Here is a 24,292-nt window from a genome sequence, read left to right on the forward strand (position 1 = left end):
CTGCCCAATACTCTGGCTGCATAGCGCCATTATCACTGCAGATAGTTGACGCGCCACGGGCAAGCACGTCTACTTAACTATCACGCAATACCCGCACGGAGGAAATGGATATGTTCGAGGCAGTGGAACTGGGCAATACGCTGGACAAAAAGCGCTTCAACGCACAGCTGCCAGAACTGCGCACCCGCTTGCTGGAGATTCAGGCGGCGCTGCGCGAGACGCGCATGTCGGTGATCGTCATCGTTTCCGGCGTGGAAGGGGCGGGCAAACCCAAGGTAGTCAACCGCCTCAATGAGTGGCTAGACACCCGCGGCATCCAGACCCATGCCTTTTGGGATGAGAGCGACGAGGAGCGGGAGCGGCCGCGCTACTGGTGCTTTTGGCGAAAGCTGCCGGCGCGCGGCACCATCGGCATCATGTTCGGCTCCTGGTACACCCAGCCGATCATCGACCGCGTCTATGGCCGCATCGAATCCGGCCAGTTCGAGTTCGAGCTGTTGCGCATCAACGAGTTCGAGAAGATGCTGAGCGACGACGGCGCACTGATCATCAAGCTGTGGTTCCACATCACCAAGAAGGAGCAGAAGCTGCGCCTCACGTTGGACAAGAGCGGCAAGCTGCACCCGGCCACCGGCATGGTGGCCTCGCCGATGCAAAAGAAGTTTCTCAAGAAATACGATGACTTCGTCACTGTCTCCGAACAGGCCATCCGCGCCACCAGCAGCGGCATCGCGCCGTGGCATCTGATCGAGGCCACCGACGAGAACTACCGCGACTACACTGCCGCGTCCACCGTGCTCGACGCCATCAGCCAGCGCCTGGCGGCGCTGCGGGCAGCGAAGCAGAGCAAGGAGCCGGTGGCCGCGCCGATGCGGTCCGTAGCAGCGGCCGACGCCACATCACCGCGCCAGGTGCTGGACAGCGTCGACCTGGCGCAGACCATCAGCGACAAGGACTACAAGAAACAACTGGCCAAGTATCAGGAACGCCTCAGCCGCCTCGCCTGGGCTGCGCGCGAAAAGCGTCGCTCCAGCATCTTCATGTTCGAAGGCTGGGATGCCGCCGGCAAGGGCGGCGCGATCAGAAGATTGACCGGCGCCATGGACGCGCGCCTGTACCGCGTCATCTCGGTGGCGGCGCCCAGTGACGAAGAACTGGCGCAGCACTATCTGTGGCGCTTCTGGCGCCACATTCCGCAAGCCGGTTACATCACCCTCTACGACCGTTCCTGGTATGGCCGCGTGCTGGTTGAGCGCGTTGAGCAGTTCGCCAAGGAACACGAATGGCAACGCGCCTACATGGAGATCAATTCCTTCGAGCAGCAACTGAGCGAGCACGGCATCATCCTGTGCAAGTTCTGGCTGCACATCTCACCGGAGGAACAGCTGCGCCGCTTTGAGGAGCGCGAGAAGATTGCCTACAAGCAGTACAAAATCACCGACGAGGACTGGCGCAACCGGGAGAAATGGGAGCCGTACAAGCAGGCGGTGAGCGATATGGTCACACGCACATCCACCTCTTATGCACCGTGGAACCTGATCGCCTCCAACGACAAACGTCTGGCGCGGGTGTCGATCCTGAAATCGGTGTGCGAACGCATCGAACAGGCGCTGGATGAATAGGCGGGGCTAATCGTGGACGGTTGGCGCTACGCATCATCCTGCCACGGCCTGGCGGCGAGACAGCCTGCCGCCGCGGCACGCAGCTCCTCCAATGCCTGGGCGCGACCGCTGTAGCCAAGAGCGGCAATCACCTTTTCCCACGGCTCATGCTGCAACACCTTGCGCCGCAGCAGTTCGCGCTGCGCGGTCTCCAGCCCGGCGGCGTCGATGGCAGCATGCACCAGCTTGCGCACGGCCACCTGGCACACTTCGTAGCCGCGCCAGCCCTGCACGAAGCTCTCCACATCGCGCCTGTCCTGCGCGCTCAGCTCCGTGCCGTCATCGGGCCGCGCCTCTTGCAACAGCATTGCCGCCACATCCGCATCCACCTCTTCCATGCCGTCAGCCAGCAGGGCCGGCAGGTGCGCGAGAAAGCGTTCACGCACCGCCTTGGCCACGGCCTGACCCCAGATCGATAACGGGCGCAACACGATCACCGCATGGCTGCCGCTGCTCGCATCGCGCGTCAGCCCCAGGCGCAGCGGCAACAATTGCGCACGCTGCCAGAAGGCCAGCAGCTCGGCGGTGGCGCCAAAGCTCGCGCCGATGAAATCAAGGCCGTCATCACGCGCCTGCGTGATGAGTGCTTGCAGCAGGTGCGTACCCAGACCACGCTGTTGCGCCGCCGGATGCACTGCTATGCGCATGATGCGCTCGCCGCGCAGCCTGGCCGCCTCGGCAAAGCCGCTATGCAGCGCCAGCGACTGCGGAATGAGATGGCCGCGCGGTCGCCGTGCGCCGCGATAGATCGCCTGCGCCAGCTCCGCATCGAAGCCGCCTTCGCGCACTGTTAGCGCCGTCGCCACCACCTGGCCCTGTCGGCGCAGCAGCCACACGCTGACATTGGGACCATCGAGCAAATGGCGCAGATCCAACGGGCTGGTGCGGTAGTGCGCCTGTACCAGCAGCCCAAACAGCTGGCGCAACAGGGTGTCGTCGGCCAGCAGGGTAGCGCGCTCTATCCGCTCGACAGTGCATTCGCCCACGGCAGCGTCACGTACCTCCGCATCATCGGCCGCCTGCGCATCGAGCAGCAGGGCGTCGAACACGAAGCGCTCGAGCGGATCGGCGGGCGGCCAGCGGATCGGCTCTTCCAGACGCACATGGCGCCAGCCCGGCGCGCGTTCGTTCAGCACGCGATGGAAGCGCACGGCAAAACCACGCCCGGTACCCTCATAGCCGTGCAGGGTGGTGGCGAATACACTGCGCGGGTAGTGTGCCAGCAGACGCTCCAGCAACGGCGTCGGGATCGCCGCCGCCTCGTCCACCAACAGCAGTTCGGCGGCTGGCAGGGTGTGCGCCAGTTCATCGGGGGCTAAAAAATCCAGGCGCGCGGCAGCGGATGCAACAAGACAGCCGCGGCTGACCTTCGCCTGCGGCAGCGCACGCGCGGCGTGTGCAAACAGGGTATCCACCGCCGCCAGCCGCGGCGCCGTCACCACGATGTGCCGCACGCCCGCGTCCAGTAACTGCGCCGCCGCCATCCCCAGCACCGCCGACTTGCCGCGGCCGCGATCGGAGGTGAGCACTAGCGGCATCGACGCTGCGTCCTGCGCCATCTGCATGATCGCCTGCAATGCCGCCTGCTGATCGGCCGTGCGCCATTCATCCGGATGCCTGGCAGGCTGCGCCTGCCATGGCGGCAGGGCAGCGCCCTCCGCCACCACGGTCACCTTGTGCCCGCGCAGCAGACGCACGAAGCGGGTGAGGAAGCGGCCGCTGACCTGTGGCGGCGTAAACGGATGCACGGCGATGCGCGCGTATTCCGGATCCGCATAGCGCGGCCACTCGTCCAGCGGCGGCGTCAGCAACAACATGAGACCGCCGCCGCGCAGCGCGCCGCTCGCCGCGCCGAAGGCCTCCACATCGAAACCGGCCCAGGCATCTATGATCAGCAAATCCAGTTCGCGCCCGAGCCATTTGTGCGCCTCGCGCGCCGTACCACCGGGCACACCGCTTGGCGGCTCGCCCAGCCACAGCATGGAGTCGCAGACATAACGCTGGGCCGCCGCGCGCGCCCACGCGCGCGTCCCGGCCAGCACCCACAACCGGCGCGGCGCGGTCATGACTGATCCCAGTACGGCATGTCACCGAAACGCTGCGCCAGGAAGTCGATCAGCACGCGCACCCGCTGCGGCAGGTGGCGGCGCGAGGGATAGACGGCATAGGCACGGGTGCCGGGCGCCCGGTATTCCGGCAGCACCGGCACCAGTTCACCGGCGGCCAGGGCGCGGTGGGCGATGAAGGTGGGCGTGACCACCAGGCCCAGCCCGGCGAGCGCGGCCTGCACCAATACGTCACCGTTATTGGCGCGCAGCCGCGCCGGCACCTTTACGCTGTGCACCTTGTCGTTCGCATCCAGAAAACGCCACTGCTGCGCCTCTGGGATATTGCCGTAGACCAGGCCGGCGTGAAACGCCAAGTCCGCCGGTGTCTGCGGCGTGCCGTGGCGGCGCAGGTACGCGGGGCTGGCGCATAGCTGCATGCGTATCGGCGCCAGGGGGCGGGCCACCAGCGAGGAATCGGCCAGCTCACCGATGCGCAGCGCGAGATCGAAGCCTTCTTCCACCAGATTGATGCGGCGGTCATCCAGATCCAGGTCCAGCACCAGCTCCGGATGGTCGGCGAGAAATTCGTCCAGCGCCGGCGCCAGGTGCCGCAGGCCGAAGGACAGCGGCGCCGCCAGACGCAGGCGGCCGCGCAAGGCGGTCTGCTCCGCCGCCACGGACAGTTCCGCCTCCTCCAGGTCGGCCAGGATGCGCTGTGCCCGCTCGTAGAACTCGCGCCCTGCATCGGTCAGCGACAGGCGGCGGGTGGTGCGGTTGAGCAACTGCACGCCCAGGTGCCCCTCCAGCGCCGCCACCTGCCGGCTCGCCGCCGACTTGGCGCAATCGAGCCGGGCGGCGGCGGCGCTGAAGCTGCCCGCCTCCACCACGGCGACAAAGGTTTGCAGGGTCTCGAAGCGGTCCATTGTTCCTTCTGACGCAACAGTCTTTTGCTGATTATCGCCTTTATTACCAATTCAGCAACCCTAAACTAGAGTGCAACAGCAGGATATTCCTGCATCAAGTTTTTCATCAGCGAGGTGCCATCATGAACAATCAGCTACGCCCGGTGCAGCAGGTGGTACGCGGTCTGGAAACCGCCGACGGCGACGGCGTGCGCCTGACCCGTCTCATCGGCGGGCCGGCCCTGCCGCTGCTCGACCCCTTCCTGTTGCTGGACGACTTTCGTTCCGACGACCCGGATGACTACATCGGCGGCTTCCCGCCCCATCCTCACCGCGGCTTCGAAACCGTCACCTACCTGATGCACGGCCGCATGCGCCACGGCGATAACGCCGGCCACAGCGGCGTCATCGAACACGGCGGCGTGCAGTGGATGACCGCCGGGCGCGGCATCGTCCACTCCGAGATGCCGGAGCAGGAGGACGGCCTGCTGGCCGGCTTCCAGTTGTGGGTCAACCTGCCGGCGGCGCACAAGATGATGGCGCCGCGCTACCAGGAGTTCGGCGCCGCCAAGATCCCCGTGGAAACACGCGCAGGTGGCGTCGCCGTGAAGGTAGTGGCGGGGACCACCCGCGGCGGCACCCGCGGCCCGGTACACGAGCTGATCACGCCGGTGAGCTACTTCGATGTGACGCTGCCCGCGGGCAGCCGCTTCGAGGAGCCGGTGGCCGCAGAACGCAATGCCTTCGTGTACGTGTTCGAAGGCCGTGTGACCATCGCTGGCCGCAGCATCGATACCTTTTCCCTCGCCTTGCTCGGCGCGGGCGATGGCGTGCAGATCGATGCCGCCACAGACAGCCGGCTGCTGCTGGTCAGCGGCGAGCCGCTGCAAGAACCCATCGCCCGCGGCGGGCCGTTCGTGATGAACACCGAGGCGGAGGTGCGCCAGGCCTACAGCGACTACCGTGCGGGGAGATTCTGATGCGACTGCGCAATGACAAGGAGCGCTACGGCCTGGTGGCCATCGCCATGCACTGGCTGGTGGCGCTGACCGTGTTCGGCATGTTCGCCCTCGGCCTGTGGATGACCAGCCTCACCTACTACGACCCCTGGTACCGCCAGGGGCCGGCGCTGCACAAGAGCATCGGCGTGCTGCTGTTCCTGGTAATGGTGGCACGGCTGGCCTGGCGGATTTACTCACCGCCGCCGTCCGCTCTGCCCAGTCACAGCCTGCTGGAGCGGGCCGCCGCCCACACCGTGCACCTGTGGCTTTATCTGATGCTGTTTGCACTGATGTTGAGCGGCTATCTCATCTCCACCGCCGACGGCCGCGCCATCGAGGTGTTCGGACTGTTCAGCATCCCGGCAACGATCACTTCCATCCCGCAGCAGGAAGACCTGGCCGGCGCCATCCACTGGTATCTCGCCCTGTTCCTGATGGCTCTGGTGCTGCTGCATATGGCCGGCGCACTGAAACACCACTTCATCGACCGCGACCGCACGCTCAAACGCATGCTCGGCCGCTGAATCATCTCTTACCAACCACGAGGAACCACACCATGAAAAAGTTCGTCCTTCCCCTGTTGCTGCTGATCCTCGGCGCCGCCGCACCGCTGCACGCCGCCGACTATGTCATCGACACCAAGGGCGCCCATGCCTTCATCCAGTTCCGCATCAGCCATCTGGGCTACTCCTGGCTGTATGGCCGCTTCAACGACTTCGACGGCAAGTTCAGCTACGACGAAAAGAACCCCGCCGCCGCCAGGGTGGAAGTGAACATCCGCACGGCCAGCATCGACTCCAACCATGCCGAGCGCGACAAGCACCTGCGCAGCAAGGACTTCCTCGACGTGGGCAAATTCCCCAGCGCCAGGTTCGTCAGCACCTCCTATGAGGACCAGGGCAACGGCAAGGGCACGCTCAAGGGCAACCTCACCCTGCACGGCGTCACCAAGCCGGTGAGCATTGCCGTCGAACACATCGGCGCCGGCGCCGACCCCTGGGGCGGCCAGCGCCGCGGCTTCTTCGGCACCACCAAACTGGTGCTGAAGGACTTCGGCATCGACTACGACCTCGGTCCCGCCTCGCGCGAGGTGTATCTGGATCTGTCGGTGGAAGGCGTCCAGATGTAGCGCGTTCCGAGTTTCGTCAAAATCCTTCCCTGATTTTGGCGCAGATCACAATCCGGAGCTCGAATCCGTTTTTTCTGTACTACCCTTACAAACTCCGCGGCCTCTTCCCCTCATCGGGGAGAGGCCACCCTCACACGGGCAGGTTGACTCCGTCTTAGACTTAATCTAAGGTCCTTACGTGCAACTTAGACTTAATCTAAGCGCGCTCTACTATGGTTCCCCCCACGACAAGGAGGCCTGTTATATGGCAAACCTCAAAGGCAGCAAGACCGAACAGAGTCTGAAGGAAGCTTTCGCTGGCGAATCCCAAGCCAACCGCCGTTACCTCTACTTCGCGGCCAAGGCCGACGTGGAGGGCTACAACGACGTGGCGGCGGTGTTCCGCTCCACCGCGGAAGGCGAGACCGGCCATGCCCATGGTCATCTGGAATACCTGGAACAGTGCGGCGACCCGGCCACCGGCCTGCCCTTCGGCGGCACCGAGGCCAATCTGAAGACCTCCATCGCCGGTGAAACCCACGAGTACACCGACATGTACCCGGGCATGGCCAAGACTGCCCGTGCCGAAGGCTTCGATGAAATCGCCGACTGGTTCGAGACCCTGGCCAAGGCGGAGCGCTCCCACGCCAACCGCTTCCAGAAGGCCCTGGACTCCCTCGGTCAGTAAGCGCATGCAAGTAGCGGCCGGCCGACAACGGCCGGCCTTTTTACTGCTGGACGCAGAGCACACGGAGTACACCGTGCTCCGTCTGCTCTGTAGCCAGACGATAACGACACAACAGGGAGGCCACAATGTCAGCACCGACCGAGTCCCGCCGCGAAGGCAATCTGGAAGCCCCCACCCGCCACCCGCTGGACTGGCGCAATCCCGAATTCTATGACGAAGGCGCCCTGTTCACCGAACTGGAGCGCATCTTCGACATCTGCCACGGCTGCCGTCGCTGCATCAGTCTGTGCAACTCCTTTCCCACCCTGTTCGATCTGGTGGACGACTCCGAATCCATGGAAGTGGACGGCGTGAAGAAGGCGGACTACTGGCAGGTGGTGGACCACTGCTACCTGTGCGATCTGTGCTATATGACCAAGTGCCCCTACGTCCCGCCGCACGAATGGAACCTCGACTTCCCGCACACCATGCTGCGAGCCAAGGCGGTGAAGTTCAAAAAGGGCGCGTTCAAGACCCGCGACAGGATCCTCACCTCCACCGACGCCGTCGGCGCCCTCGCCGGCGCACCGGGCCTCGCCCCCATCGTGAATGCGGTGAACAAGATCGGCCTGTTCCGCCAGGGCCTGCAATTCGTGCTCGGCGTGCACCCCAAGGCTCTGCTGCCCGAGTATCACAGTCACACCGCGCGCAAGCGCCTGGCCGAGCACCGCAGTGCCATCACCCAGCCGGAGGCCGCCGGCCGCACCACCGGCCGCGTCGCCCTGTTCGCCACCTGCTACGGCAACCGCAACGAACCGCACATCGCCGAAGATCTGTTCAAGGTGTTCGAGCACAACGGCATACAGATGACGCTGGTGGAAAAGGAACAGTGCTGCGGCATGCCCAAGCTGGAGCTGGGCGACCTGGAAGCGGTGGAACGCGCCAAGAACGCCAACATCCCGGTGCTGCTCGCCGCCATCGACGCCGGCTACGACATCGTCGCGCCGGTGCCGTCCTGCGCGCTGATGTTCAAGCAGGAACTGCCCTTGATGTTCCCCGAGGACGCCGGCGTGCAGCGGGTGAAACAACACATGTTCGACCCGTTCGAATACCTCGCCCTGCGCCACAAGGAAGGCAAACTCAACATCGGCTTCAAGCAACCGCTCGGCAAGGTGAGCTATCACGTGCCCTGCCACCTGCGCGTGCAGAACATCGGCCTGAAGACGCGCGACATCCTCAGCCTGGTGCCGGACACCACGCTGGATGTCATCGAGCGCTGCTCCGGTCACGACGGCACCTACGCGGTAAAGAGCGAGTACCACGACATCTCCATGAAGATCTGCCGCCCGGTGGTGAAACGGGTGAAGGAAGGCGAGTGCGATCACTACTCCAGCGACTGCCCCATGGCGGGGCATCAGATCGAGAGCGGCCTGCAGGACCAGCGCAAGCCGGAACATCCGATGACGCTGCTGCGCATCGCCTACGGACTGTAGACAGCGGGATTTGAAAACCATGAGCACTCAGAAGCTGAAGCGCGACGACCTGTATTCCCTGGAGAAGTACGCCGAGGTACGCCCCGAGTTCCGTCAGCGCGTGATGGCGCACAAGAAGAACCGCCGCGTGCAGGTCGGCCCCCATGCCACGTTTTATTTCGAAGACCGCCTCACCATGCACTACCAGGTGCAGGAGATGCTGCGCGCCGAGCGCATCTACGAGGCGGCCGGCATTCAGGAGGAGTTGGAGGCCTACAACCCGCTGATCCCCGACGGCAGCAACTGGAAGGCCACCTTCATGATGGAATATGAAGATCCGGAGGTACGCGCGCGCGAACTGGCCAAACTCATCGGCGTGGAGGACCAGGTGTGGATGCAGGTGGGCAACCACGCCAGGGTCTACGCCATCGCCGACGAAGACCTGGAGCGCGAGAACGCCGACAAGACCTCCTCGGTGCACTTCCTGCGCTTCGAACTCACCCCCGCCATGGCCGCCGATGCCAAGACGGGCGCCGCCATCGCCCTCGGCATCGACCACCCCAACTACAACCACGCCACCGCGCCGTTGCCCGACCACGTACGCACCTCACTGGTGGCCGACCTCGCCTGAGACGTCCGGCGCCCGCCCCGGGCGCCGGCTCCACCCTCTGTTGCACACATGCAACACACCTGCGCCAAATGGCGCAACTCGTTGTATTGACTAAATATTTTTATCTGGCACATTGATAACCATCAATGCCGCCGCACGCTGTACACGCCTAGACTCCCGCCTTACATCCTGATCGCAGAAACACCATGCACGGTTCCATGGCCAAACTCCACTCTCAGCCGCACCGCCCCGGCACCATTCCGTTACTCCTGCTGGCGGCGGGCCTGCTGCTGCTCACCGCCACCCTGCTGCATGCCGCCTGGCGCGGCAGCGTCACAGTCCTGGCCAATTCTCAGAGCCTGGTGAGTGAGCTGGGGCTGACCGACCTGGCTCTGTTCACCGAGGCGCGCTACACCCGCCACCTGAGCCAGGCCGATCGCCACACCGCCTTTCAGGATCACCCCCTGGCCCTGGATCACTTCCCCAGCGGTTCCCTGGTGCCGCCGCCGGCGAGGTTGCGGCAGCCATGAGCCATTTCATCCGCCGTCAGCGCTATCTCATCGACTTCACCGTCGCCTCCCTGACCCGGCGCAAGGGCAAGAACCTCGGCCTGCTCGGCGTCTACACCCTGATCGTGCTCCTGCTCGCCTCGGTGATGCTGTTCACCCAGGCGCTGCGCCAGGAGGCGGGGCTGTTGCTGGTGAACGCACCGGAGATCGTGGTGCAGCGCATGGTGGCGGGGCGCCATGACCTGATCCCCGCCGATTACCTGGAACGCATGGGCCGCATCCGCGGTGTCGCCGCCCAGTACGGCCGGCTGTGGGGCTATTTCTACGATCCGGCGGTACAGGCCAACTACACCCTGCTGGTGCCGCGCGAGCGGGCGATCGCCGACGGCGAGATCATCGTCGGCCACGGCATTGCGCGCACCCGCGGTCTGGGCGCGGGCGACTTCATCGCCTTCCGCTCCAGCAGCGGCGCCACCTATTCCTTCCGTGTTGCCGACGTGCTGACCGCCGACGCCGAGCTGGTGAGCGCCGATCTGATCCTGGTGAACGAGGCCGACTTCCGCGCCTTCTTCGGTATTGCTGCGGGCCTGTACACCGACCTGGCGCTGGAGGTGCGCAATCCGCAGGAGGTGCGCAAGGTGGCGGAGAAACTCTCCGTGCTGCTGCCCGACACGCGGCCGATCCTGCGCGAGGAGATCCTGCGCACCTACGACGCGCTGTTCCAGTGGCGCCAGGGCATCGTGTTCGTGCTGCTCGCCGGCAGCCTGCTCGCCTTCGTCATCTTCGCCTGGGACAAGGCCTCCGGCCTGTCGGCGGAGGAGAAGCGCGAGATCGGCATCCTCAAGGCCATCGGCTGGGAGACCGGCGATGTGATCCGCATGAAGTTCTGGGAGGGCGCGCTGGTGTCGCTGGGCGCCTTCCTGCTCGGCTATCTCGCTGCCTATGTGCACGTGTTCTTCTTCGACGCCGCGCTGTTCGCGCCGGTGTTGAAGGGCTGGGCCGTGCTCTATCCGCAATTCCGTCCGCAGCCTTATGTCGACGGCCTGCAAGTGGCGACGCTGTTCTTCTTCACCGTGTTCCCCTACACCGTGGCCACCGTGGTGCCCATCTGGCGCGCCGCCACCACCGACCCCGACGCGGTGATGCGATGATCCGGCTCAACGACATCAGCAAGGCCTTCAATCAGGGCCGGCCCAACGAGTTCTGGGCGGTGCGCGACGTCACCCTCGACATCGAGGACAATCGCATCACCGTGCTGCGCGGGCCGAGCGGTTCGGGCAAGACTACACTGCTATCGATGATCGGTTGCCTGGCGCGCCCCACCAGCGGGCGCATCCTGCTCGGCGAGCGCAACCTCTCGGGCCTGCCCGAGCGCTTTCTCACGCAAATCCGCCGCGAGACCTTCGGCTTCATCTTCCAGCGCTTCAACCTGATCGCGGGACTCACCGTGCTGGACAACGTCATGTTGCCGGCCTATCCGCTGGCGCCGGATCATCGTGCACTGGTGCAGCGCGCCACCACGCTGCTGGAACAGTTCGGCATGGCGGCCAAGCGTGACGCGAAAGTGGAGTGGCTATCCGGCGGCGAGGCGCAGCGCACCGCCATCTGCCGCGCCCTGCTCAACGACCCGCAGATCCTCATCGCCGACGAACCTACCGCCAATCTCGACTCGCGCCTGTCGCAGGAGTTCATGGGCATCATCGGCGAGCTGAAGTCGGCGGGCCGCACCGTCATCCTCACCAGCCACGACCCGGTGGTGTCCGATGCGCCCTGTGTCGATCGCGTCATCACCCTGCGCGACGGCCAGGTGCAGGCCGACTGAGATGCTGCTCGGCCCTGCCATCCTCGCCCTCATCGGCGTTTCCGCAGTGGTGACGGCCCTGCTGCTGCTCGCTGCCGTGTTCGCCGTGCGCGTGCTGCGCCACTGGGACATCCACAGCGGCAGCGAACGGCAACTGCGCCTGGAGCGCAGCACCTACCTCATCTCCACCCTGGTCAGCTTCGTCATCGCCGCAGAAGTGATTGCGCTGCTGTTGTTCGTCTACAACGCCGAGAGCATGCACACCCAGTTCGTCGGCGCCATGTGCGCCACCGGTGTGCTCAACGTCAATGCCTGGGGTTGGCCCGCCCTGCTGCTCAAGATCACCGTGTTCTTCGCCGGCAGCGTGTGGCTGCTGCTCAACCGTCTCGACAACCAGGGCTACGACTATCCGCTCATCCGCCTCAAGTACGCCCTGCTGCTGGCGCTGCTGCCGCTGGTGGCGACGGCCGCCGTGGTGCAGTTGCAATACTTTCTCAATCTCAACCCCCATGTGATCACCTCCTGCTGCGGCAGCCTGTTCTCGCCCGACGCCCAGGGCGTGGCAGCCGAGGTGTCGTCCGTCGCGCCGCGCGACGCCCTGCTCGCCCTCTATGGCAGCGGTGCGCTGGTGATGATTAACGGAACAATCTATCTGTGGCGCCGCCGCTTTGCCGCATTGTTCGCCGCCAGTGCCGCCATCGCCTTTCCCGTCGCCATCGTCGCCATCGTCTCCTGCGTCGCGCTGTACGTGTACGAACACCCGCACCATCACTGCCCGTTCTGCATCCTCAAGAGCGGTCATGACTACATCGGCTACTGGCTCTACCTCCCGCTGTTCGGCGCCACCGCACTGGCCCTGGGCGTCGGCGCGCTGGCGCCGTGGCGCCACATCGAAAGCCTGCGCGCGGCTGTAGCCGCCGACACACGACGCTACGCCGCACTCGCGCTCGTCGGCTTCGTGCTGTTCTACGCCGTCGCCACCTGGGCCATCGCCCGCTCCAACCTGACCATGGCGGGGACGTGGTGGTGATGCAGGTACGCACACTTCATTTTTCCCCTCCCCCACGACCGTGGGGGAGGCCGGGAGGGGGCGCACCGGCACCGCAGATCGCCCCTCCCCAACCCTCCCCGCGCAGCAGGGAGGGAGAGACACACTGCACAAAGCGCTCTTCTTTTTCTCCTCCCCCACGACCGTGGGGGAGGTCAGGAGGGGGCGCACCGTCACCTCAGATCGCCCCTCCCCGCGCAGCAGGGAGGGAGACACACGGCACAAAGCGAGTTACCTCATGACTAGAACCGCACTGCTCCCGGTTTTCTTTTTCCTCCTCGCCGCCTGCAGCAGCGACGCCCCGCAACTGACCAAGGATCAGCCGGTCCCGGGCTTCACCGTACCGCGCCTCGAAGGCGGCACCGCCACCTTTCCCCGCGACTACCAGGGCAAGGTGGTGGCTATCCGCTTCTGGGCCGACTGGTGCCCGTTCTGCAAGGACGAAATGATCGCGCTGGAGCCGGTGTATCAACAGTTTCACAGCGAAGGCTTCCATATCCTGGCGGTGAACGTGCGCCAGGATGCCGATACCGCGGGCAAGTTCGTCGCCCGGCTCGGCATCAGCTACGAGACCCTGCTCGATGTATCGGGCGAGGTGGCACGCAGCTACGGCGTGCAGGGCCTGCCGACGACCTTCTTTGTCGATCGCAGCGGCAAGCTGCATGTGCGCATCCTCGGCGAGTCCACGCCCGAGGTCACCGAACGCATCGTGCGCGAGATGCTGGCGAAGCCATGAGCGGCGAATTCACCTACGCCCTGGCCTTCATCACCGGCCTGCTCGGTGCCGGCCATTGCCTCGGCATGTGCGGTGGTCTCGCCGGCGGCTTCGCCGTGCATCAAAGCCACTGGCGCCGGCCGCTGCCGCTGCTCGGTTATCACGGCAGCCGCATCGCCGTATACGTGCTGCTCGGCGCCCTCGGCGCCGCGCTGGGGAGGACACTGGCGCAGACCGGCGCCCTGGGCAAGTTTCAGGGCCAGCTCATCATCCTCGCCGGTCTCGTCATCATCGCCCTCGGTCTCGGCGTCGCCGGCCTGCTGCCCAAGCTCGCCCCGCGCCGCTGCAACGACAACGCCGGCACACAAGCGCTGCGCCCCATGTCGCTGTGGCGACAAAGACTGGCGCCGCTGCTCGCCGGCCTCGCCAACGGTCTGGTGCCTTGCAGCCTGGTGTTCTCGGTGGCGCTCCGCGCCACCGCTACCGCCGACCCGTTGCAGGCCGGATTGCTGATGCTGTTCTTCGGCCTCGGCACCTTGCCGGCAATGGGCGCGGTGACCGCACTGAGCGGATACATCGGCTGCCGCGCCCACGGCATCGCCCAACGTCTCGCCGGCATCGCCGTCATCACTCTTGGCGCCTGGACCGTCTATGAGGGCGCGATCTTCTATCAGGTGATGAGCGGCCTGGCGAACTGATTTTCGTAGGACCAACGTGAGCAACACATAAGGAGAGCAACATGACTGACAAACTGACCCGCAGAAACCTGCTCAAGGCCCTGGGCGCCGGCACCCTCGCCAGCCTCACCTTCACCCGCACTGCCAGCGCCATGCCCAACACCGACGGCACGCCGATGCAGTTCATCCCCAAGACCGCGCCCGACGCCAACCCGCTGGAAAATGAACTCAGCAAATATCCCAAGTGCCCCTACTGCGGCATGGATCGTACCCAGTGGCACCACAGCCGCCATCTGGTGCACTACGAAGACGACCTGGTCGACGGCACCTGCTCCATCCACTGCGCCGCCCTCAGCCTGTCCATCAACCTCGATCGCGGCCCCAAGGCGATCTACGCCGCCGACTTCGGTTCCAATGACAAGATCAAACCGCTGGTCCTCGTCGACAAGGCCACCTACCTCATCGGCTCCAAGCTGCCCGGCACCATGAGCAAGACCAGCAAGATGGCCTTCGCCTCCGAAGCCGCTGCCAAAGCCGCGCAAAAGGAAAACGGCGGCGAACTCGGCGACTTCAACGCCGCCCTGCGCCAGGCCTACCTCAACATGGCCGAAGACACCGCCATGATCCGCGCTCGCCGCGCCGAGCGCCGCAAGAAAATGATGATGGACCAGCAACACAAGATGTAACACTCTCCAACTCCTCCCCCACGACAGTGGGGGAGGTTGGGAGGGTGAAACTCCTCCCCCACGAACGTGGTGGAGGCCGGGAGGGGGCGCCCAACCCCGGCAACCACCCCAAACTGTTTTAGACCATTGCTGACCACTACCCAGCCACACCGGACACCCATAACATGCACACCACTAAACACAAACTCGCCGCCCTGCTGCTGCTCACCCTGGCCACCGGCCTCGCCCACGGCGGCGAGCTGAATCTCCCCAATCCCGGCCCCAAGGACACCTGCCCGGTATGCGGCATGTTCGTCGCGCTGTATCCCGAATGGATCGCCACCGTGCTCTACCAGGACGGCCACGCCCACCACTTCGACGGCGCCAAGGACATGTTCAAATACCTGCTCGACATGCCGCACTGGGCACCGGGCCATCGCGCCGAGGACATCCAGTCCATCGGCGTCACCGAATACTACGGCCTCACCCGTATCGACGCCCGCAGCGCCTGGTACGTCATCGGCTCCGACATCCTCGGCCCCATGGGCCACGAACTGGTGCCCCTCGCCACCCAGGCAGACGCTGAAGAGTTCATGAAGGACCACACCGGCAAGCGCATCCTGCGCTTCGACGACGTGAAGATGGCACTGCTGAAGGATTTGGATGCGGGGAAGTTTTGATATCGCAAGGCGGTAGAGACTATAAAGTAAAGAACTGACCCCGTAATTCCTGCTGACCCCGTAATTCCCTGCCGCGAGCCAGCAGAGCAGTCTCGTTCAGCCTGGCGACGTGCCCGAGATAGCCGCGTAGTCTCTGAAGCTGATCGTCATCGAACGAACCGGTCACGCGGCCCGTAACATTGTCAGCTGCGTCGCAGGCGGCGAGGTAGACAGTCTTCATGACGCTTAACGTAAAGCTTCAGCCGACGGCCGCGAGCGCAGCGAGTGGCCGGTCGGCTGAAAGCGTTTGTTAGCCATGATTGCGACAGACATGTTTACTGATCCTCTCTTCGATTTGCATGAAGCGCATAACGGGGCACTTTAGCTCAGCAGTTGCCTTGGCCGCATATGCCCGCATCTCGTGCAGGCACGAGAGAAACTTTTCGTTGATGATGAACTCAACCTCGATTCCGTATTGGCTGGCGATATTGGTTCTGATCTGCTCGATATCCTTGACCTGATTGTGTTTCGAGCCATCCTTGCCACGCTTGACGATTGGACTCCAGAGCATGACGTGTTTGCTGTACTCCGGAAAATATTTCTTCGCGTACTCAATGTCTCGGCTCAGCTTTTCCGTCAGCTTTTGAACGTTGTTTGGCGCAGTACCCTTCGTGTATTGAAGCCCAGTGATGAGGTGAATGGCTACTTCGCAGAGGTAAACGCGTTCTTCCTTCAAATTGATCCCGACAACGTCGATTTCGCCTTGGGTGTCCACGGTGTACAGATTCTTCTGGATGAATTCGCACCCTAGGATGTACTGGAGGTATGACGAGACGAGTTCTTCACCGGTGTTCATAGGATGGGTCAGGACAAATGGCTAACGACGATTAGCTCGCGCTTCTATATGTATAAACAATTTGCATATATAGATATCTCGTTTCCAGATATGCCAATTAGATATCCTCATATAGAAACATGACGTCAACTTTCTACACGCAGTCAGTGAACGGGCATCCCTGCCCGACCCGTCTCAATAGCCGCGGTTGGCGTGCCCAGCACCCAGGTCTTCGTCGCTGATCACGGCCCACAGCATGCGCGCCATGGTTTCCGGGGCGATGATGGTGTGGCGGTTGCCGGTGGCCTGCATCTTGGCGCGCAGGTCTTTGCGCACTTCGGGGTTGCCGGTAAGGTCGAAGATCACGTCGATGGCGCCGCCCATGGCGATCATTTCATCGGTGGTCTTGATGGGGATGCCGGCCTGCTGGGCGCGCTGCTTGCCCGGGGTGTCGGAGTGCTGCGCGACGCAGACGACGCGGATGCCGCGGTCACCGAGGCGCAGGATTTCATCGAGAAAGCGGCCGCCGATCTCGCCCAGGCCGACGATGGCGATGTCGGCAATGCTGACGCTGCCTTGGGTCATGGTTCTCTCCTTTGGTGTGGTTGTAGTTATCGTGCCTTCGGAGCATAACCAATCGGGATGGGGAGAGGAAATGCCGCGCAGTGAAACATAGCGGTGTGGTCGGGCATACGCTATTGCCGCACCCAACACCGCTATTCCCCTTCCCCGGCCCTCCCTACGTTGTGGGGATGGAGATATGTGCCAGGGCAGGGCTTATAGGGGCAGGCGGATGGTCACCAGCAGGCCGCCGGCGGGATGGTTTTCGGCGCTGACGCTGCCGCCGTGGGCCTGTACGGCGCGGCCGGCGATGGCGAGGCCGAGGCCGTAGCCGCCGCTGGCGCGTTCGCGCGCCTCGCCGACGCGGGCGAAGGGCTCGAACATGCGGCCGATGGCCTCCGGTGGCACGCCATTGCCGTGATCGCGCACGGTGATCACTGCGCTGTCGTCTTCGCGGCGCAGGTCCACATGCACCGCCGAGTGCGGCGCGGTGTGGCGCACACCATTGCGCACCACGTTTTCGATGGCGGAACGCAACAGCACCGGATCGCCCGCCAGCGTCATGGGCGCGCCCATCGCCAGCTCCACGCTGCGCTCTTTCGCCTGCGCCTCGAATTCCGCGTCAACGACAACCTGTTGCACCAGTTCGTTCAGTGCCACCTCGCGCCGCTCCAGCGCCGACTGGCCCGACTCCAGCCGCGCCAGCGACAGCACGTCGGTGATCAGTGCCTCCAGTTCGTCGGCCTCCTTGGCGATGCGTTGCAGCGATTTTTCGCGGTCGCGCTCCGCCAGCTCCAGGGCGATGCGTAAGCGCGCCAGCGGCGAACGCAGTTCGTGCGACACGTCGCGCAGCAGGCGTTTTTGCGTGTCGAGCAGTTCGCGCAAATGGTCGGTCATCTGATCGAAGTCACGCGCCAGCGCCTCCACCTCATCGCCGCCGGGACGGCCGACACGCATGGAGAGATCACCGGCGGCCAGCGCCTGCGCAGCGCGGCGCAGGCGACGCAGGCGGCGCGTGAGCAGGGCGGCGAGGCCGTAACTCACCAAGCCGGTGATCGCCACGGCGATCACTATGCGCAGCCACCACGGCATCAGCGGCAACTGTCCGGGATTGATTTCCTGCACCAGGTACAGGGTCGGCTGCACGTCGGGCAGGGCCGCTGCCAGCAAGACCCGCCCCGGCCCTATCGGATGCAAACCAGGCGACAGTTCGCGCGGCAGGTGCGCATGGCGCGGCATGCGCGGCCGCAACACCGGCTCGCCCTCCGCGTTTACCAGCAGCAGGCGCCCTTCCGGCTGGCTGCGCAGCCAGCGCACCGTGGCCGTGGCACCGCCTTCCTGCCACAGCGCGGCGGCCGTCGCCGCCTTGGCGACCAGTTCGCGCTGCGCCTCGGCGATCACTTCGCCGCCGAGCAGGCGGGTGACACCGAACATCGCGCCGCCGAGCAGCACGGCGGCGAGCCAGAAGGTGAGGAATATCTTGGTGAACAGGGAATTCATCAGCGCGCCACGTATTGATAGCCGGCGCCGCGCACGGTTTGGATGCGCGCACTGCCGTCGGGCAGCGGGCCGAGCTTGCGGCGGATCTGCGCCATGTGGGTTTCGATGCGGCGGTCGAAGGCCTGCAAGGCGCGGCCCAGGCCATCCTCGGCCAGCACATCGCGCGAGACCACGTGACCGGCATGACGCAGCAGCAGGGCGAGCAGGTTGAATTCGGCGCCGGTGAGGATCACCTCGGCGCTGCCCACGGTGACGCGGCGGCTGGCCTCATCGAGGGTGACGTCGCCGACGCGCATCACGCCGGAGGAGGCATCGTCGCCCTGACGCCGCAGCAGGGCGCGCAGGCGCGCCACCAGAACGCGCGGACTCACCGGCTTGGCCACGTAATCGTCGGCGCCCAATTCCAGGCCGAGCACGGTGTCGGTGTCCTCGCCGCGGGCGGTGAGCATCAATACCGGCGCAGTTATCTTCGGTTTGATGCGCTTCAACACATCGAAGCCGTTCATGCCCGGCAGCATCACGTCGAGGATGATCGCGTCCCAATCGCCGGACAGCGCCTGCACCTCACCCTGCGCGCCGTCGTGCACCGCCTGCACGGTGAAGCCCTCGCCGGACAGATATTCGGCCAGCAGCTCGCACAGCGCCTCGTCGTCGTCGATCAGGAGAATCTTTGGCATCGTCGTTGGCAGTCAAATCTGTTCGTCATGTTTCGGTAGGGGCGGCTTCAGCCGGCCATGGCCAAGGATTGTCCTCCTCCCCACATGCCGGCGATAGCCGCATGACGGCCGCCTTTGCACTTCTTTGCACTCCCTTGCGTCTCTGCAACCAACTGCAACCGGCGTGTGGTTATCGTGTGCTCAACCTGCAACGGCAGGAGGCAACCACATCAAGGAGACACATCATGAAGCGTACCAACAAAGCACTTATCGCTGTACTGGCCGGCTCCCTGCTGCTCGGCGGCACCGGCGCCGCACTGGCCTTCGGCAACCCCGGCAAGGGCGGCTGCGACCGCGGCAGCATGGCGCCGATCGGCGCCGTGCTGCAACTGGACAACCTGACCGATGCACAGCGCCGCCAGTTGGACCAGCTGCGCAAGGAACAGCGCGATGCCATGCGCAAGCAGATGGATGCCATGAGCGACGGCCGTGATGAACTGCGCGCAGCGATGGACAAGGGCGCCGATGCGGCCACCATCCGCAAGCTGGCCGAGAAGCAGGGCGCGCAGATGGCCGCCATGATCGTCACCCGCGCCGAAATGCAGCAGAAGCTGGCGGCGATCCTGACCCCGGAACAGCGCGCCCAGCTCAAGGACAAGGTGCCGCAGCGCTTCGGCGACGGCATGGGCCATCCCCGTCACGGCTGGTAATCGAGCTTCAACCCTCCCCCTGTTGCCGGGGCTGAAGCCCCGGCCTTTTTCCCTTCCATGCAGACAACCGGTGCCGGTCCTTTTCGGCCCCGCGTCGCCGGCTGGAGCCGCTCCAACGGCGGTTTGACTCGCTAAGCCCCCTGTCGGCAACAGAAATTGATCCTTGTCAGTTTCGATCGTCACCCACCTTCGATTTGATTGATCGAGGTCAATGTCGGAACATCTATAATCGCTAATATTCTGATTATCTAATCGGCGGTCATGGAGGTCGGCATGTGTATCAAGGCGGGCAAGGATGAACTGGATTCGGTAAAGAACCTGATGGGCATGGCCCTCAAGGCCGTGGTGGCCGAGGCCCTGCACGCCGAACTGGAGGACGTGGTGGAGGAGGCTCGCCTGGTGGAAGACCTGCACATGGGCAGTGGCGAAGCCCAGGTTTTGCAGGACCTCATCGCCGACACCTTCGACGGCATCCATGTGGACCTCGCGGAAACCCCCACCTATGCCGCCCTGCTGGAGCGTGTGGTATTGAGTGAATTCCAGAACCTGGGTGACGAAAACGCCTGCGGCCTGGCCGCCTAGCGGGTCACAGATCGTATTTGCGTTCCCAGATACTGCCTTCCGCCAACCCTTTCGCCAGCTTCATCAAGGCCAGCAGGTCGGCGGCGCTGAAGTTGGCCATCATCTGCAACACATCGCCCGGCGCCAGGCTGCGCTTTTCGATCAGCGCATCCATCGCCGCCTTGTCGTCGACACCGTCTTCCTGCAACAGAAACGGATTGGCGTGCATCGTGCCGATGTCCTCGAAGCCCAGCGCCTTGTCCTGCGCCTTGTATTGCCGCGCGATGTGTTCCTTTTCCAGGCCCAGCAGAAACGCTTTGTAGATGCCCCAGGAGTCGGCCGGTGTGAGCCGCGCGGCGGCGACCCATGCGGCCACGTCCGGATCAACGTCGGCAAACAGCTTTTGCCGCTGCACATACAGGTCTTCGATCTGCTCCTGCAGGGCGTGTTCGTCCATGCGATTCTGGATCTTTTCCGACAGGTCCACGGCACGGGCCAGAAATACCAGCAGTCTTTGCTTGGCCGGAGAGTTGGCGCCTGCGGTCATTGCTCATCTCCTTGAACACAGTGACAAGTTGCAAACAACGGGATACCGGTGAAACTCAACCGTGCTGCAAGAACTCATGCACGGCACGCTCCACGCTGATCTCACCAGCCTTCACCGCCTCGTGATAGCGGCGCATCCATGGCCCGACGAACATGCGTGCGTGACGCAGCTCCTCCAGCATCAGGCGCGTCATCGGGCCACCCTCGTCGAGAAATCCACTGGCGGCGAAATCGCGCTCGGTCTGCCGGTAATCATAGGCCACCCGCACCACCTCGGCCTGCCAGCGGCGGCCAGCGAAGGTGAAGCGGCCGTAGCAGGCGCGGTGGTCGTCGTCGAAGGGCGCACCCACCGAACCGGTGTTGACCACCAGCGTGCCTTCGAACAGGCGCCACAGCGGTTTGTGGGTGTGCGAGGTGATGAACAGATCGCGCCGCTCGCCCAGCTTGGCGGGCAGGTCCGTCTCCTCCGTGCGCGCCGAGATGCCGTCGCGGCTGCCGAGGCGCGAACCGTGAGTGATGTGCAGCGCGCCGCCATCCAGCTCGGTGAGGTCGATGTGATTGTCCCAACGGCGCACTTCGTCCATGGCTGCGCCGAGCTGGGCATGGGTCCAGTGGGCAAAGCGGCGCAGGTCGAAGGTCGGGTGTTCGGGGTCGTGCTGCCTGTCGTCGCAGGACAGCACGAACTCCTCGTGGTTGCCGCGCAGGAAACGGCTGGTGGGGAAGCTGCGCTGCAACAGGCGCAGGCAGGCCAAGCTGTAGGGGCCGCGATTAATCAGGTCGCCGTTGACGATCAGCTCATCGGGCCGCCAGCGCGCCACGTCCTCCAGCACCGCCTCCAGCGCCGGTACGTTACCGTGGATGTCGGACAGGACGGCGATTTTCATGGGAGATGACGTTAACCCGATTGGGAGTAGAATTGAACACCCCACACCGCGATGACACCCGCCATGACACGCTATGCCCTGTTGCTACTCCTGACCCTGGCCCTGCCGGCGGCAGCCGACACCATCGATGACGCCGCCGCGGCGCTGGATGCCGGCGAGCACAGCCGCGCCCTGCTGCTGCTGCGCCCGCTGGCCCGTGACAACAACGCCGACGCCCAATATCTGCTCGGCAGCCTGTACAGCAGCGGCGGCAACGGCGTGGCGCAGGACGGCAAGGAGGCGGTGAAGTGGCTGGCGCGCGCCGCCGAACAGGGCCATCACCAGGCAGCCAATGCCCTGGGCATGATGTACGTCAGCGGGCTGGGGGTGAAGATCAACGAGGCGGAGGCGAAGAAGTGGTTCGCCGTGGCGGCGAAGATCGCCGAGGCCAGCAACAAGTCCAGCGACTGCGAATAGTTCTCCACACATTCACGTAGGATCGGCGCTGCCGCGATGCGATCTCATGCGCTCAATCGCTGCAGAGCCGCTCCTACGGTATTTCAGATCGACAACTGCCTCACCAACCCCTGTTTGGCCGCCGTCGCCGCGCCGGTGAGGGCGAACCCGCGCAGTTGATCACCGTCGCGAAACTCTGCCTGCACTCCGTTCTCCAGCACCGCCACCTGCCAGTCGCCGTTACTACCCGGCGCCGGCGGTGATACCACCACCGGACAAGCGGGCGTCTTCACCGCCACCGGCATGGGCGGATAGTTCACCGCCGCCTCGCGCCCGGCCAGCACCGCCGCCAGGGTGCGCGCCTGTTCCATCAGCGGCAGCACGAAAGGCAGCACCATGCCGTTGACCTCGGCGCAGTCGCCCAGCGCGTACACATCCGGCGCGCTGGCGTGCAGCTGTGCATCGACCACGATGCCGCGGTTGGTGGAAAGACCGGCCTGCTGCGCCAGCCGTGTATCCGCCTGCAGGCCGATGGCGGACAGCACCACGTCGGCCTCCACCTCGTTGCCATTCGCCAGCCTCAGCCGGTAGGCAGCGCCGTCGCGCTCGACGCGCGACACCACAGTGCCGAGATGCCACTGGATGCCGATGGCGCTCAAGGCCTCACGCACCGCGTTGCCGGCCGCGCCGGGCAACAACCTCCCGAGCGGATGGGGGTCGGGACCGATGACGCTGACCTGATGCCCGGCACCGGCCAGGTCGTTGGCGAACTCGCAACCGATGAGGCCCGGGCCGATCACCGCCACGCGCTGCGTACCCTGCAACCGCGCATGGAACTGCGCGTAGTCATCGAGATTGTTCACCGTCAGCACGTCGTCCGCGCCGTCTCCCTCCAGCGGCAGACGGATCGGACGCGCACCTACCGCCAGTACCAGGCGTGAGTAGGTGATGGCTTCGCCGCTGGCGGTGACGGTGCGCGCCGCGGTGTCGATGGCCTCGACCTGGGTGCGGGTCTTGATCACGGCATTGATCTCCGCCGCCATCTTTGCCGCGTCGGCACTCACCAGTTGTGCCGGAGCCTTGTTGCGCAGCAGCGCGTTGGACAGCATGGGCTTGGAATAAAAGCCGCCATCGTCCGCCGTGATCATGACCAGCGGCGTGGTGGTATCCAGCTTGCGCAGCTCGCGCGCCAGGGTGTAACCGGCCAGGCCGGTACCGATGATGACGATGGGTTGCATGTCGTTCTCCTGTTAACACGGCTCATCTGGTGGGAGCCCGGCCAGGCCGGACTCCCACATCAGGGCACATCAGATCTCCACCATCTCGAAGTCGGCCTTGGCCACACCGCACTCGGGGCATTCCCAGTCTTCGGGAATGTCGGCCCAGCGGGTGCCGGGGGCAAAGCCTTCCTCCGGGTCGCCGGCCGCTTCGTCGTAGATGTAACCGCACACGATGCACTGGAACTTCTTCATGTCATTTCTCCTGAAAGATTGAATGTGGGTTCGTGGTCAGGCTCAGGCGTTCACGCGCGCCAGGGCCTCGCGGTAGTGATTGGCGTGGCGCTCTTCCACCTTGGCCAGCGCAGCGAAGCGCTTGGCCGCCTTTTCCAGTACCGCCTTGAACTGCTCCGCGTGCTCCTGCGACTCGGCGATCTGCTCGTCGAACTCGCGCACCGCATCTAACCGCTGTTCTTCCAGCGCGGTGTGACGGAAGCTCGGGTACATCTCGGTGTACTCGTAGGTCTCGCCCTCGATGGCCAGTTCCAGGCAGCGCGCCGGGTTCAGGGTTGCCTTGGGGAACAGCAGGTCCATGTGGCCGAAGGCATGCTGCACCTCCTGCGCGGCGGTGGCCTCGAAGGCCTGGGCGCTCTCTTCGTCACCCATCGCGCGGCAGATGCGGGCGAAGTACATGTATTTGATGTGGGCCATGGATTCGCCGGCCAGTGCGGCTTCCAGGTTGGCGATGGTCTTGATGTCTTTGGGCTGCATTTCCGCTTCTCCGTGGTTGGGTTGAATCCGCTGGGCTGCGGCACGGAGAGAAGGTTACGGAAATACGATAAAT

At 64.6% G+C, this 24,292-nt stretch carries 29 protein-coding genes; 18 read left to right on the forward strand and 11 right to left on the reverse strand.

Features of this window, described 5'->3' with window-relative positions; genetic code table 11:
* Window positions 1-110: 110 nt before the first annotated feature.
* A complete protein-coding gene (pap, locus tag ACMV8A_RS04005; RefSeq protein ID WP_495324453.1) occupies window positions 111-1,622 on the forward strand; it encodes a polyphosphate:AMP phosphotransferase in 1,512 nt (503 codons plus the stop codon).
* 26 nt (window positions 1,623-1,648) lie between these two features.
* Here the strand turns inward: pap and ACMV8A_RS04010 are convergent, their stop codons facing one another.
* Together ACMV8A_RS04010 and ACMV8A_RS04015 are read right to left on the reverse strand one after the other, a co-directional pair.
* Window positions 1,649-3,727, reverse strand: coding sequence for a tRNA(Met) cytidine acetyltransferase TmcA (locus ACMV8A_RS04010; RefSeq protein WP_495324454.1), 2,079 nt, complete (start codon window positions 3,725-3,727; stop codon window positions 1,649-1,651).
* Window positions 3,724-4,632, reverse strand: coding sequence for a LysR family transcriptional regulator (locus tag ACMV8A_RS04015; RefSeq protein ID WP_495324455.1), 909 nt, complete (start codon window positions 4,630-4,632; stop codon window positions 3,724-3,726). The genes ACMV8A_RS04010 and ACMV8A_RS04015 overlap by 4 nt, the downstream gene beginning before the upstream one ends.
* 122 nt (window positions 4,633-4,754) lie before the next feature.
* Here ACMV8A_RS04015 and ACMV8A_RS04020 point away from each other — a divergent pair, with 122 nt between their 5' ends.
* The 14 genes from ACMV8A_RS04020 to ACMV8A_RS04085 all read left to right on the forward strand — a co-directional run bounded on the left by ACMV8A_RS04020 (window position 4,755) and on the right by ACMV8A_RS04085 (window position 15,564).
* Window positions 4,755-5,591 carry a pirin family protein gene (locus tag ACMV8A_RS04020; RefSeq protein ID WP_495324456.1) on the forward strand — a complete coding sequence of 279 codons (837 nt, stop codon included), beginning with the start codon at window positions 4,755-4,757 and terminating at the stop codon, window positions 5,589-5,591.
* A complete protein-coding gene (locus tag ACMV8A_RS04025; protein WP_495324457.1) occupies window positions 5,591-6,136 on the forward strand; it encodes a cytochrome b in 546 nt (181 codons plus the stop codon). Before ACMV8A_RS04020 ends, ACMV8A_RS04025 begins: the two co-directional genes overlap by 1 nt.
* A gap of 32 nt (window positions 6,137-6,168) precedes the next feature.
* On the forward strand, window positions 6,169-6,741 hold the full coding sequence (locus ACMV8A_RS04030; RefSeq protein ID WP_495324458.1) for a YceI family protein: 573 nt from the start codon (window positions 6,169-6,171) through the stop codon (window positions 6,739-6,741).
* Window positions 6,742-6,985: 244 nt separating this feature from the next.
* Window positions 6,986-7,408, forward strand: a complete 423-nt coding sequence (locus ACMV8A_RS04035; protein ID WP_495324459.1) for a rubrerythrin family protein — start codon at window positions 6,986-6,988, stop codon at window positions 7,406-7,408.
* Between the two features lie 125 nt (window positions 7,409-7,533).
* Window positions 7,534-8,880, forward strand: a complete 1,347-nt coding sequence (locus ACMV8A_RS04040) for a heterodisulfide reductase-related iron-sulfur binding cluster (protein WP_495324460.1) — start codon at window positions 7,534-7,536, stop codon at window positions 8,878-8,880.
* Window positions 8,881-8,899: 19 nt separating this feature from the next.
* Window positions 8,900-9,490 carry a DUF3501 family protein gene (locus ACMV8A_RS04045; protein ID WP_495324461.1) on the forward strand — a complete coding sequence of 197 codons (591 nt, stop codon included), beginning with the start codon at window positions 8,900-8,902 and terminating at the stop codon, window positions 9,488-9,490.
* A 197-nt stretch (window positions 9,491-9,687) separates the two neighbouring features.
* The gene (locus ACMV8A_RS04050) at window positions 9,688-9,999 is read left to right on the forward strand and encodes a hypothetical protein (RefSeq protein WP_495324462.1); all 312 of its coding nucleotides are present in this window, start codon (window positions 9,688-9,690) and stop codon (window positions 9,997-9,999) included.
* On the forward strand, window positions 9,996-11,129 hold the full coding sequence (locus ACMV8A_RS04055; protein ID WP_495324463.1) for an ABC transporter permease: 1,134 nt from the start codon (window positions 9,996-9,998) through the stop codon (window positions 11,127-11,129). The genes ACMV8A_RS04050 and ACMV8A_RS04055 overlap by 4 nt, the downstream gene beginning before the upstream one ends.
* Window positions 11,126-11,800, forward strand: a complete 675-nt coding sequence (locus ACMV8A_RS04060; protein WP_495324464.1) for an ABC transporter ATP-binding protein — start codon at window positions 11,126-11,128, stop codon at window positions 11,798-11,800. Before ACMV8A_RS04055 ends, ACMV8A_RS04060 begins: the two co-directional genes overlap by 4 nt.
* Before the next feature lies 1 nt (window position 11,801).
* Window positions 11,802-12,809, forward strand: coding sequence for a hypothetical protein (locus ACMV8A_RS04065; protein WP_495324465.1), 1,008 nt, complete (start codon window positions 11,802-11,804; stop codon window positions 12,807-12,809).
* Window positions 12,810-13,065: 256 nt separating this feature from the next.
* Window positions 13,066-13,563: a TlpA family protein disulfide reductase gene (locus ACMV8A_RS04070; RefSeq protein WP_495324466.1), complete on the forward strand. Its 498-nt coding sequence runs from the start codon at window positions 13,066-13,068 to the stop codon at window positions 13,561-13,563.
* Window positions 13,560-14,240, forward strand: coding sequence for a sulfite exporter TauE/SafE family protein (locus ACMV8A_RS04075; protein WP_495324467.1), 681 nt, complete (start codon window positions 13,560-13,562; stop codon window positions 14,238-14,240). The genes ACMV8A_RS04070 and ACMV8A_RS04075 overlap by 4 nt, the downstream gene beginning before the upstream one ends.
* Window positions 14,241-14,281: 41 nt before the next feature.
* Complete coding sequence (locus tag ACMV8A_RS04080; RefSeq protein ID WP_495324468.1) at window positions 14,282-14,905, forward strand: nitrous oxide reductase accessory protein NosL; 624 nt, start codon at window positions 14,282-14,284, stop codon at window positions 14,903-14,905.
* Window positions 14,906-15,069: 164 nt separating this feature from the next.
* Complete coding sequence (locus ACMV8A_RS04085; protein ID WP_495324469.1) at window positions 15,070-15,564, forward strand: nitrous oxide reductase accessory protein NosL; 495 nt, start codon at window positions 15,070-15,072, stop codon at window positions 15,562-15,564.
* Window positions 15,565-15,853: 289 nt separating this feature from the next.
* On the opposite strand, the gene ACMV8A_RS04090 is transcribed toward ACMV8A_RS04085, so the two are convergent.
* The 4 genes from ACMV8A_RS04090 to ACMV8A_RS04105 form a co-directional block, all read right to left on the reverse strand.
* Complete coding sequence (locus tag ACMV8A_RS04090) at window positions 15,854-16,399, reverse strand: hypothetical protein (RefSeq protein ID WP_495324470.1); 546 nt, start codon at window positions 16,397-16,399, stop codon at window positions 15,854-15,856.
* 174 nt (window positions 16,400-16,573) lie between these two features.
* On the reverse strand, window positions 16,574-16,963 hold the full coding sequence (locus tag ACMV8A_RS04095) for a homoserine dehydrogenase (protein ID WP_495324471.1): 390 nt from the start codon (window positions 16,961-16,963) through the stop codon (window positions 16,574-16,576).
* 192 nt (window positions 16,964-17,155) lie between these two features.
* Window positions 17,156-18,439, reverse strand: coding sequence for a sensor histidine kinase (locus tag ACMV8A_RS04100; RefSeq protein WP_495324472.1), 1,284 nt, complete (start codon window positions 18,437-18,439; stop codon window positions 17,156-17,158).
* On the reverse strand, window positions 18,439-19,116 hold the full coding sequence (locus ACMV8A_RS04105) for a response regulator transcription factor (protein ID WP_495324473.1): 678 nt from the start codon (window positions 19,114-19,116) through the stop codon (window positions 18,439-18,441). The genes ACMV8A_RS04100 and ACMV8A_RS04105 overlap by 1 nt, the downstream gene beginning before the upstream one ends.
* 224 nt (window positions 19,117-19,340) lie before the next feature.
* On the opposite strand from ACMV8A_RS04105, the gene ACMV8A_RS04110 reads away from it, so the two are divergent.
* Window positions 19,341-19,805 carry a Spy/CpxP family protein refolding chaperone gene (locus ACMV8A_RS04110; protein ID WP_495324474.1) on the forward strand — a complete coding sequence of 155 codons (465 nt, stop codon included), beginning with the start codon at window positions 19,341-19,343 and terminating at the stop codon, window positions 19,803-19,805.
* A gap of 273 nt (window positions 19,806-20,078) precedes the next feature.
* Window positions 20,079-20,387 carry a hypothetical protein gene (locus ACMV8A_RS04115; RefSeq protein WP_495324475.1) on the forward strand — a complete coding sequence of 103 codons (309 nt, stop codon included), beginning with the start codon at window positions 20,079-20,081 and terminating at the stop codon, window positions 20,385-20,387.
* 4 nt (window positions 20,388-20,391) lie between these two features.
* On the opposite strand, the gene ACMV8A_RS04120 is transcribed toward ACMV8A_RS04115, so the two are convergent.
* Together ACMV8A_RS04120 and ACMV8A_RS04125 are read right to left on the reverse strand one after the other, a co-directional pair.
* Complete coding sequence (locus ACMV8A_RS04120) at window positions 20,392-20,913, reverse strand: hypothetical protein (protein WP_495324476.1); 522 nt, start codon at window positions 20,911-20,913, stop codon at window positions 20,392-20,394.
* Window positions 20,914-20,968: 55 nt separating this feature from the next.
* Window positions 20,969-21,796: a metallophosphoesterase family protein gene (locus ACMV8A_RS04125; protein WP_495324477.1), complete on the reverse strand. Its 828-nt coding sequence runs from the start codon at window positions 21,794-21,796 to the stop codon at window positions 20,969-20,971.
* A 63-nt stretch (window positions 21,797-21,859) separates the two neighbouring features.
* Between ACMV8A_RS04125 and ACMV8A_RS04130 the strand changes: the two genes are divergently transcribed.
* The gene (locus ACMV8A_RS04130) at window positions 21,860-22,252 is read left to right on the forward strand and encodes a tetratricopeptide repeat protein (RefSeq protein WP_495324478.1); all 393 of its coding nucleotides are present in this window, start codon (window positions 21,860-21,862) and stop codon (window positions 22,250-22,252) included.
* 83 nt (window positions 22,253-22,335) lie between these two features.
* Here the strand turns inward: ACMV8A_RS04130 and ACMV8A_RS04135 are convergent, their stop codons facing one another.
* The 3 genes from ACMV8A_RS04135 to ACMV8A_RS04145 form a co-directional block, all read right to left on the reverse strand.
* Complete coding sequence (locus tag ACMV8A_RS04135; RefSeq protein WP_495324479.1) at window positions 22,336-23,469, reverse strand: NAD(P)/FAD-dependent oxidoreductase; 1,134 nt, start codon at window positions 23,467-23,469, stop codon at window positions 22,336-22,338.
* Window positions 23,470-23,538: 69 nt separating this feature from the next.
* Entirely contained in the window at window positions 23,539-23,703 is a 165-nt protein-coding gene (locus tag ACMV8A_RS04140) for a rubredoxin (protein ID WP_495324480.1), read from the reverse strand.
* A 42-nt stretch (window positions 23,704-23,745) separates the two neighbouring features.
* On the reverse strand, window positions 23,746-24,219 hold the full coding sequence (locus tag ACMV8A_RS04145) for a rubrerythrin family protein (RefSeq protein ID WP_495324481.1): 474 nt from the start codon (window positions 24,217-24,219) through the stop codon (window positions 23,746-23,748).
* Between the last annotated feature and the right edge of the window lie 73 nt (window positions 24,220-24,292).

The sequence above is a fragment of the Sulfurivermis sp. genome, assembly GCF_059410345.1.

Excerpts from the sequence above, each read along its gene's own strand:
- ACMV8A_RS04040 (WP_495324460.1), top strand. The coding sequence starts at position 7,534 with ATGTCAGCACCGACCGAGTCCCGCCGCGAAGGCAATCTGGAAGCCCCC.
- ACMV8A_RS04075 (WP_495324467.1), top strand. The coding sequence starts at position 13,560 with ATGAGCGGCGAATTCACCTACGCCCTGGCCTTCATCACCGGCCTGCTC.
- ACMV8A_RS04140 (WP_495324480.1), bottom strand. The coding sequence starts at position 23,703 with ATGAAGAAGTTCCAGTGCATCGTGTGCGGTTACATCTACGACGAAGCG.
- ACMV8A_RS04130 (WP_495324478.1), top strand. The coding sequence starts at position 21,860 with ATGACACGCTATGCCCTGTTGCTACTCCTGACCCTGGCCCTGCCGGCG.
- ACMV8A_RS04080 (WP_495324468.1), top strand. The coding sequence starts at position 14,282 with ATGACTGACAAACTGACCCGCAGAAACCTGCTCAAGGCCCTGGGCGCC.
- ACMV8A_RS04105 (WP_495324473.1), bottom strand. The coding sequence starts at position 19,116 with ATGCCAAAGATTCTCCTGATCGACGACGACGAGGCGCTGTGCGAGCTG.
- ACMV8A_RS04050 (WP_495324462.1), top strand. The coding sequence starts at position 9,688 with ATGGCCAAACTCCACTCTCAGCCGCACCGCCCCGGCACCATTCCGTTA.
- pap (WP_495324453.1), top strand. The coding sequence starts at position 111 with ATGTTCGAGGCAGTGGAACTGGGCAATACGCTGGACAAAAAGCGCTTC.
- ACMV8A_RS04095 (WP_495324471.1), bottom strand. The coding sequence starts at position 16,963 with ATGACCCAAGGCAGCGTCAGCATTGCCGACATCGCCATCGTCGGCCTG.
- ACMV8A_RS04060 (WP_495324464.1), top strand. The coding sequence starts at position 11,126 with ATGATCCGGCTCAACGACATCAGCAAGGCCTTCAATCAGGGCCGGCCC.
- ACMV8A_RS04090 (WP_495324470.1), bottom strand. The coding sequence starts at position 16,399 with ATGAACACCGGTGAAGAACTCGTCTCGTCATACCTCCAGTACATCCTA.
- ACMV8A_RS04120 (WP_495324476.1), bottom strand. The coding sequence starts at position 20,913 with ATGACCGCAGGCGCCAACTCTCCGGCCAAGCAAAGACTGCTGGTATTT.
- ACMV8A_RS04145 (WP_495324481.1), bottom strand. The coding sequence starts at position 24,219 with ATGCAGCCCAAAGACATCAAGACCATCGCCAACCTGGAAGCCGCACTG.
- ACMV8A_RS04135 (WP_495324479.1), bottom strand. The coding sequence starts at position 23,469 with ATGCAACCCATCGTCATCATCGGTACCGGCCTGGCCGGTTACACCCTG.
- ACMV8A_RS04015 (WP_495324455.1), bottom strand. The coding sequence starts at position 4,632 with ATGGACCGCTTCGAGACCCTGCAAACCTTTGTCGCCGTGGTGGAGGCG.
- ACMV8A_RS04115 (WP_495324475.1), top strand. The coding sequence starts at position 20,079 with ATGTGTATCAAGGCGGGCAAGGATGAACTGGATTCGGTAAAGAACCTG.
- ACMV8A_RS04035 (WP_495324459.1), top strand. The coding sequence starts at position 6,986 with ATGGCAAACCTCAAAGGCAGCAAGACCGAACAGAGTCTGAAGGAAGCT.
- ACMV8A_RS04125 (WP_495324477.1), bottom strand. The coding sequence starts at position 21,796 with ATGAAAATCGCCGTCCTGTCCGACATCCACGGTAACGTACCGGCGCTG.
- ACMV8A_RS04055 (WP_495324463.1), top strand. The coding sequence starts at position 9,996 with ATGAGCCATTTCATCCGCCGTCAGCGCTATCTCATCGACTTCACCGTC.
- ACMV8A_RS04025 (WP_495324457.1), top strand. The coding sequence starts at position 5,591 with ATGCGACTGCGCAATGACAAGGAGCGCTACGGCCTGGTGGCCATCGCC.
- ACMV8A_RS04045 (WP_495324461.1), top strand. The coding sequence starts at position 8,900 with ATGAGCACTCAGAAGCTGAAGCGCGACGACCTGTATTCCCTGGAGAAG.
- ACMV8A_RS04110 (WP_495324474.1), top strand. The coding sequence starts at position 19,341 with ATGAAGCGTACCAACAAAGCACTTATCGCTGTACTGGCCGGCTCCCTG.
- ACMV8A_RS04065 (WP_495324465.1), top strand. The coding sequence starts at position 11,802 with ATGCTGCTCGGCCCTGCCATCCTCGCCCTCATCGGCGTTTCCGCAGTG.
- ACMV8A_RS04020 (WP_495324456.1), top strand. The coding sequence starts at position 4,755 with ATGAACAATCAGCTACGCCCGGTGCAGCAGGTGGTACGCGGTCTGGAA.
- ACMV8A_RS04030 (WP_495324458.1), top strand. The coding sequence starts at position 6,169 with ATGAAAAAGTTCGTCCTTCCCCTGTTGCTGCTGATCCTCGGCGCCGCC.
- ACMV8A_RS04100 (WP_495324472.1), bottom strand. The coding sequence starts at position 18,439 with ATGAATTCCCTGTTCACCAAGATATTCCTCACCTTCTGGCTCGCCGCC.
- ACMV8A_RS04085 (WP_495324469.1), top strand. The coding sequence starts at position 15,070 with ATGCACACCACTAAACACAAACTCGCCGCCCTGCTGCTGCTCACCCTG.
- ACMV8A_RS04070 (WP_495324466.1), top strand. The coding sequence starts at position 13,066 with ATGACTAGAACCGCACTGCTCCCGGTTTTCTTTTTCCTCCTCGCCGCC.
- ACMV8A_RS04010 (WP_495324454.1), bottom strand. The coding sequence starts at position 3,727 with ATGACCGCGCCGCGCCGGTTGTGGGTGCTGGCCGGGACGCGCGCGTGG.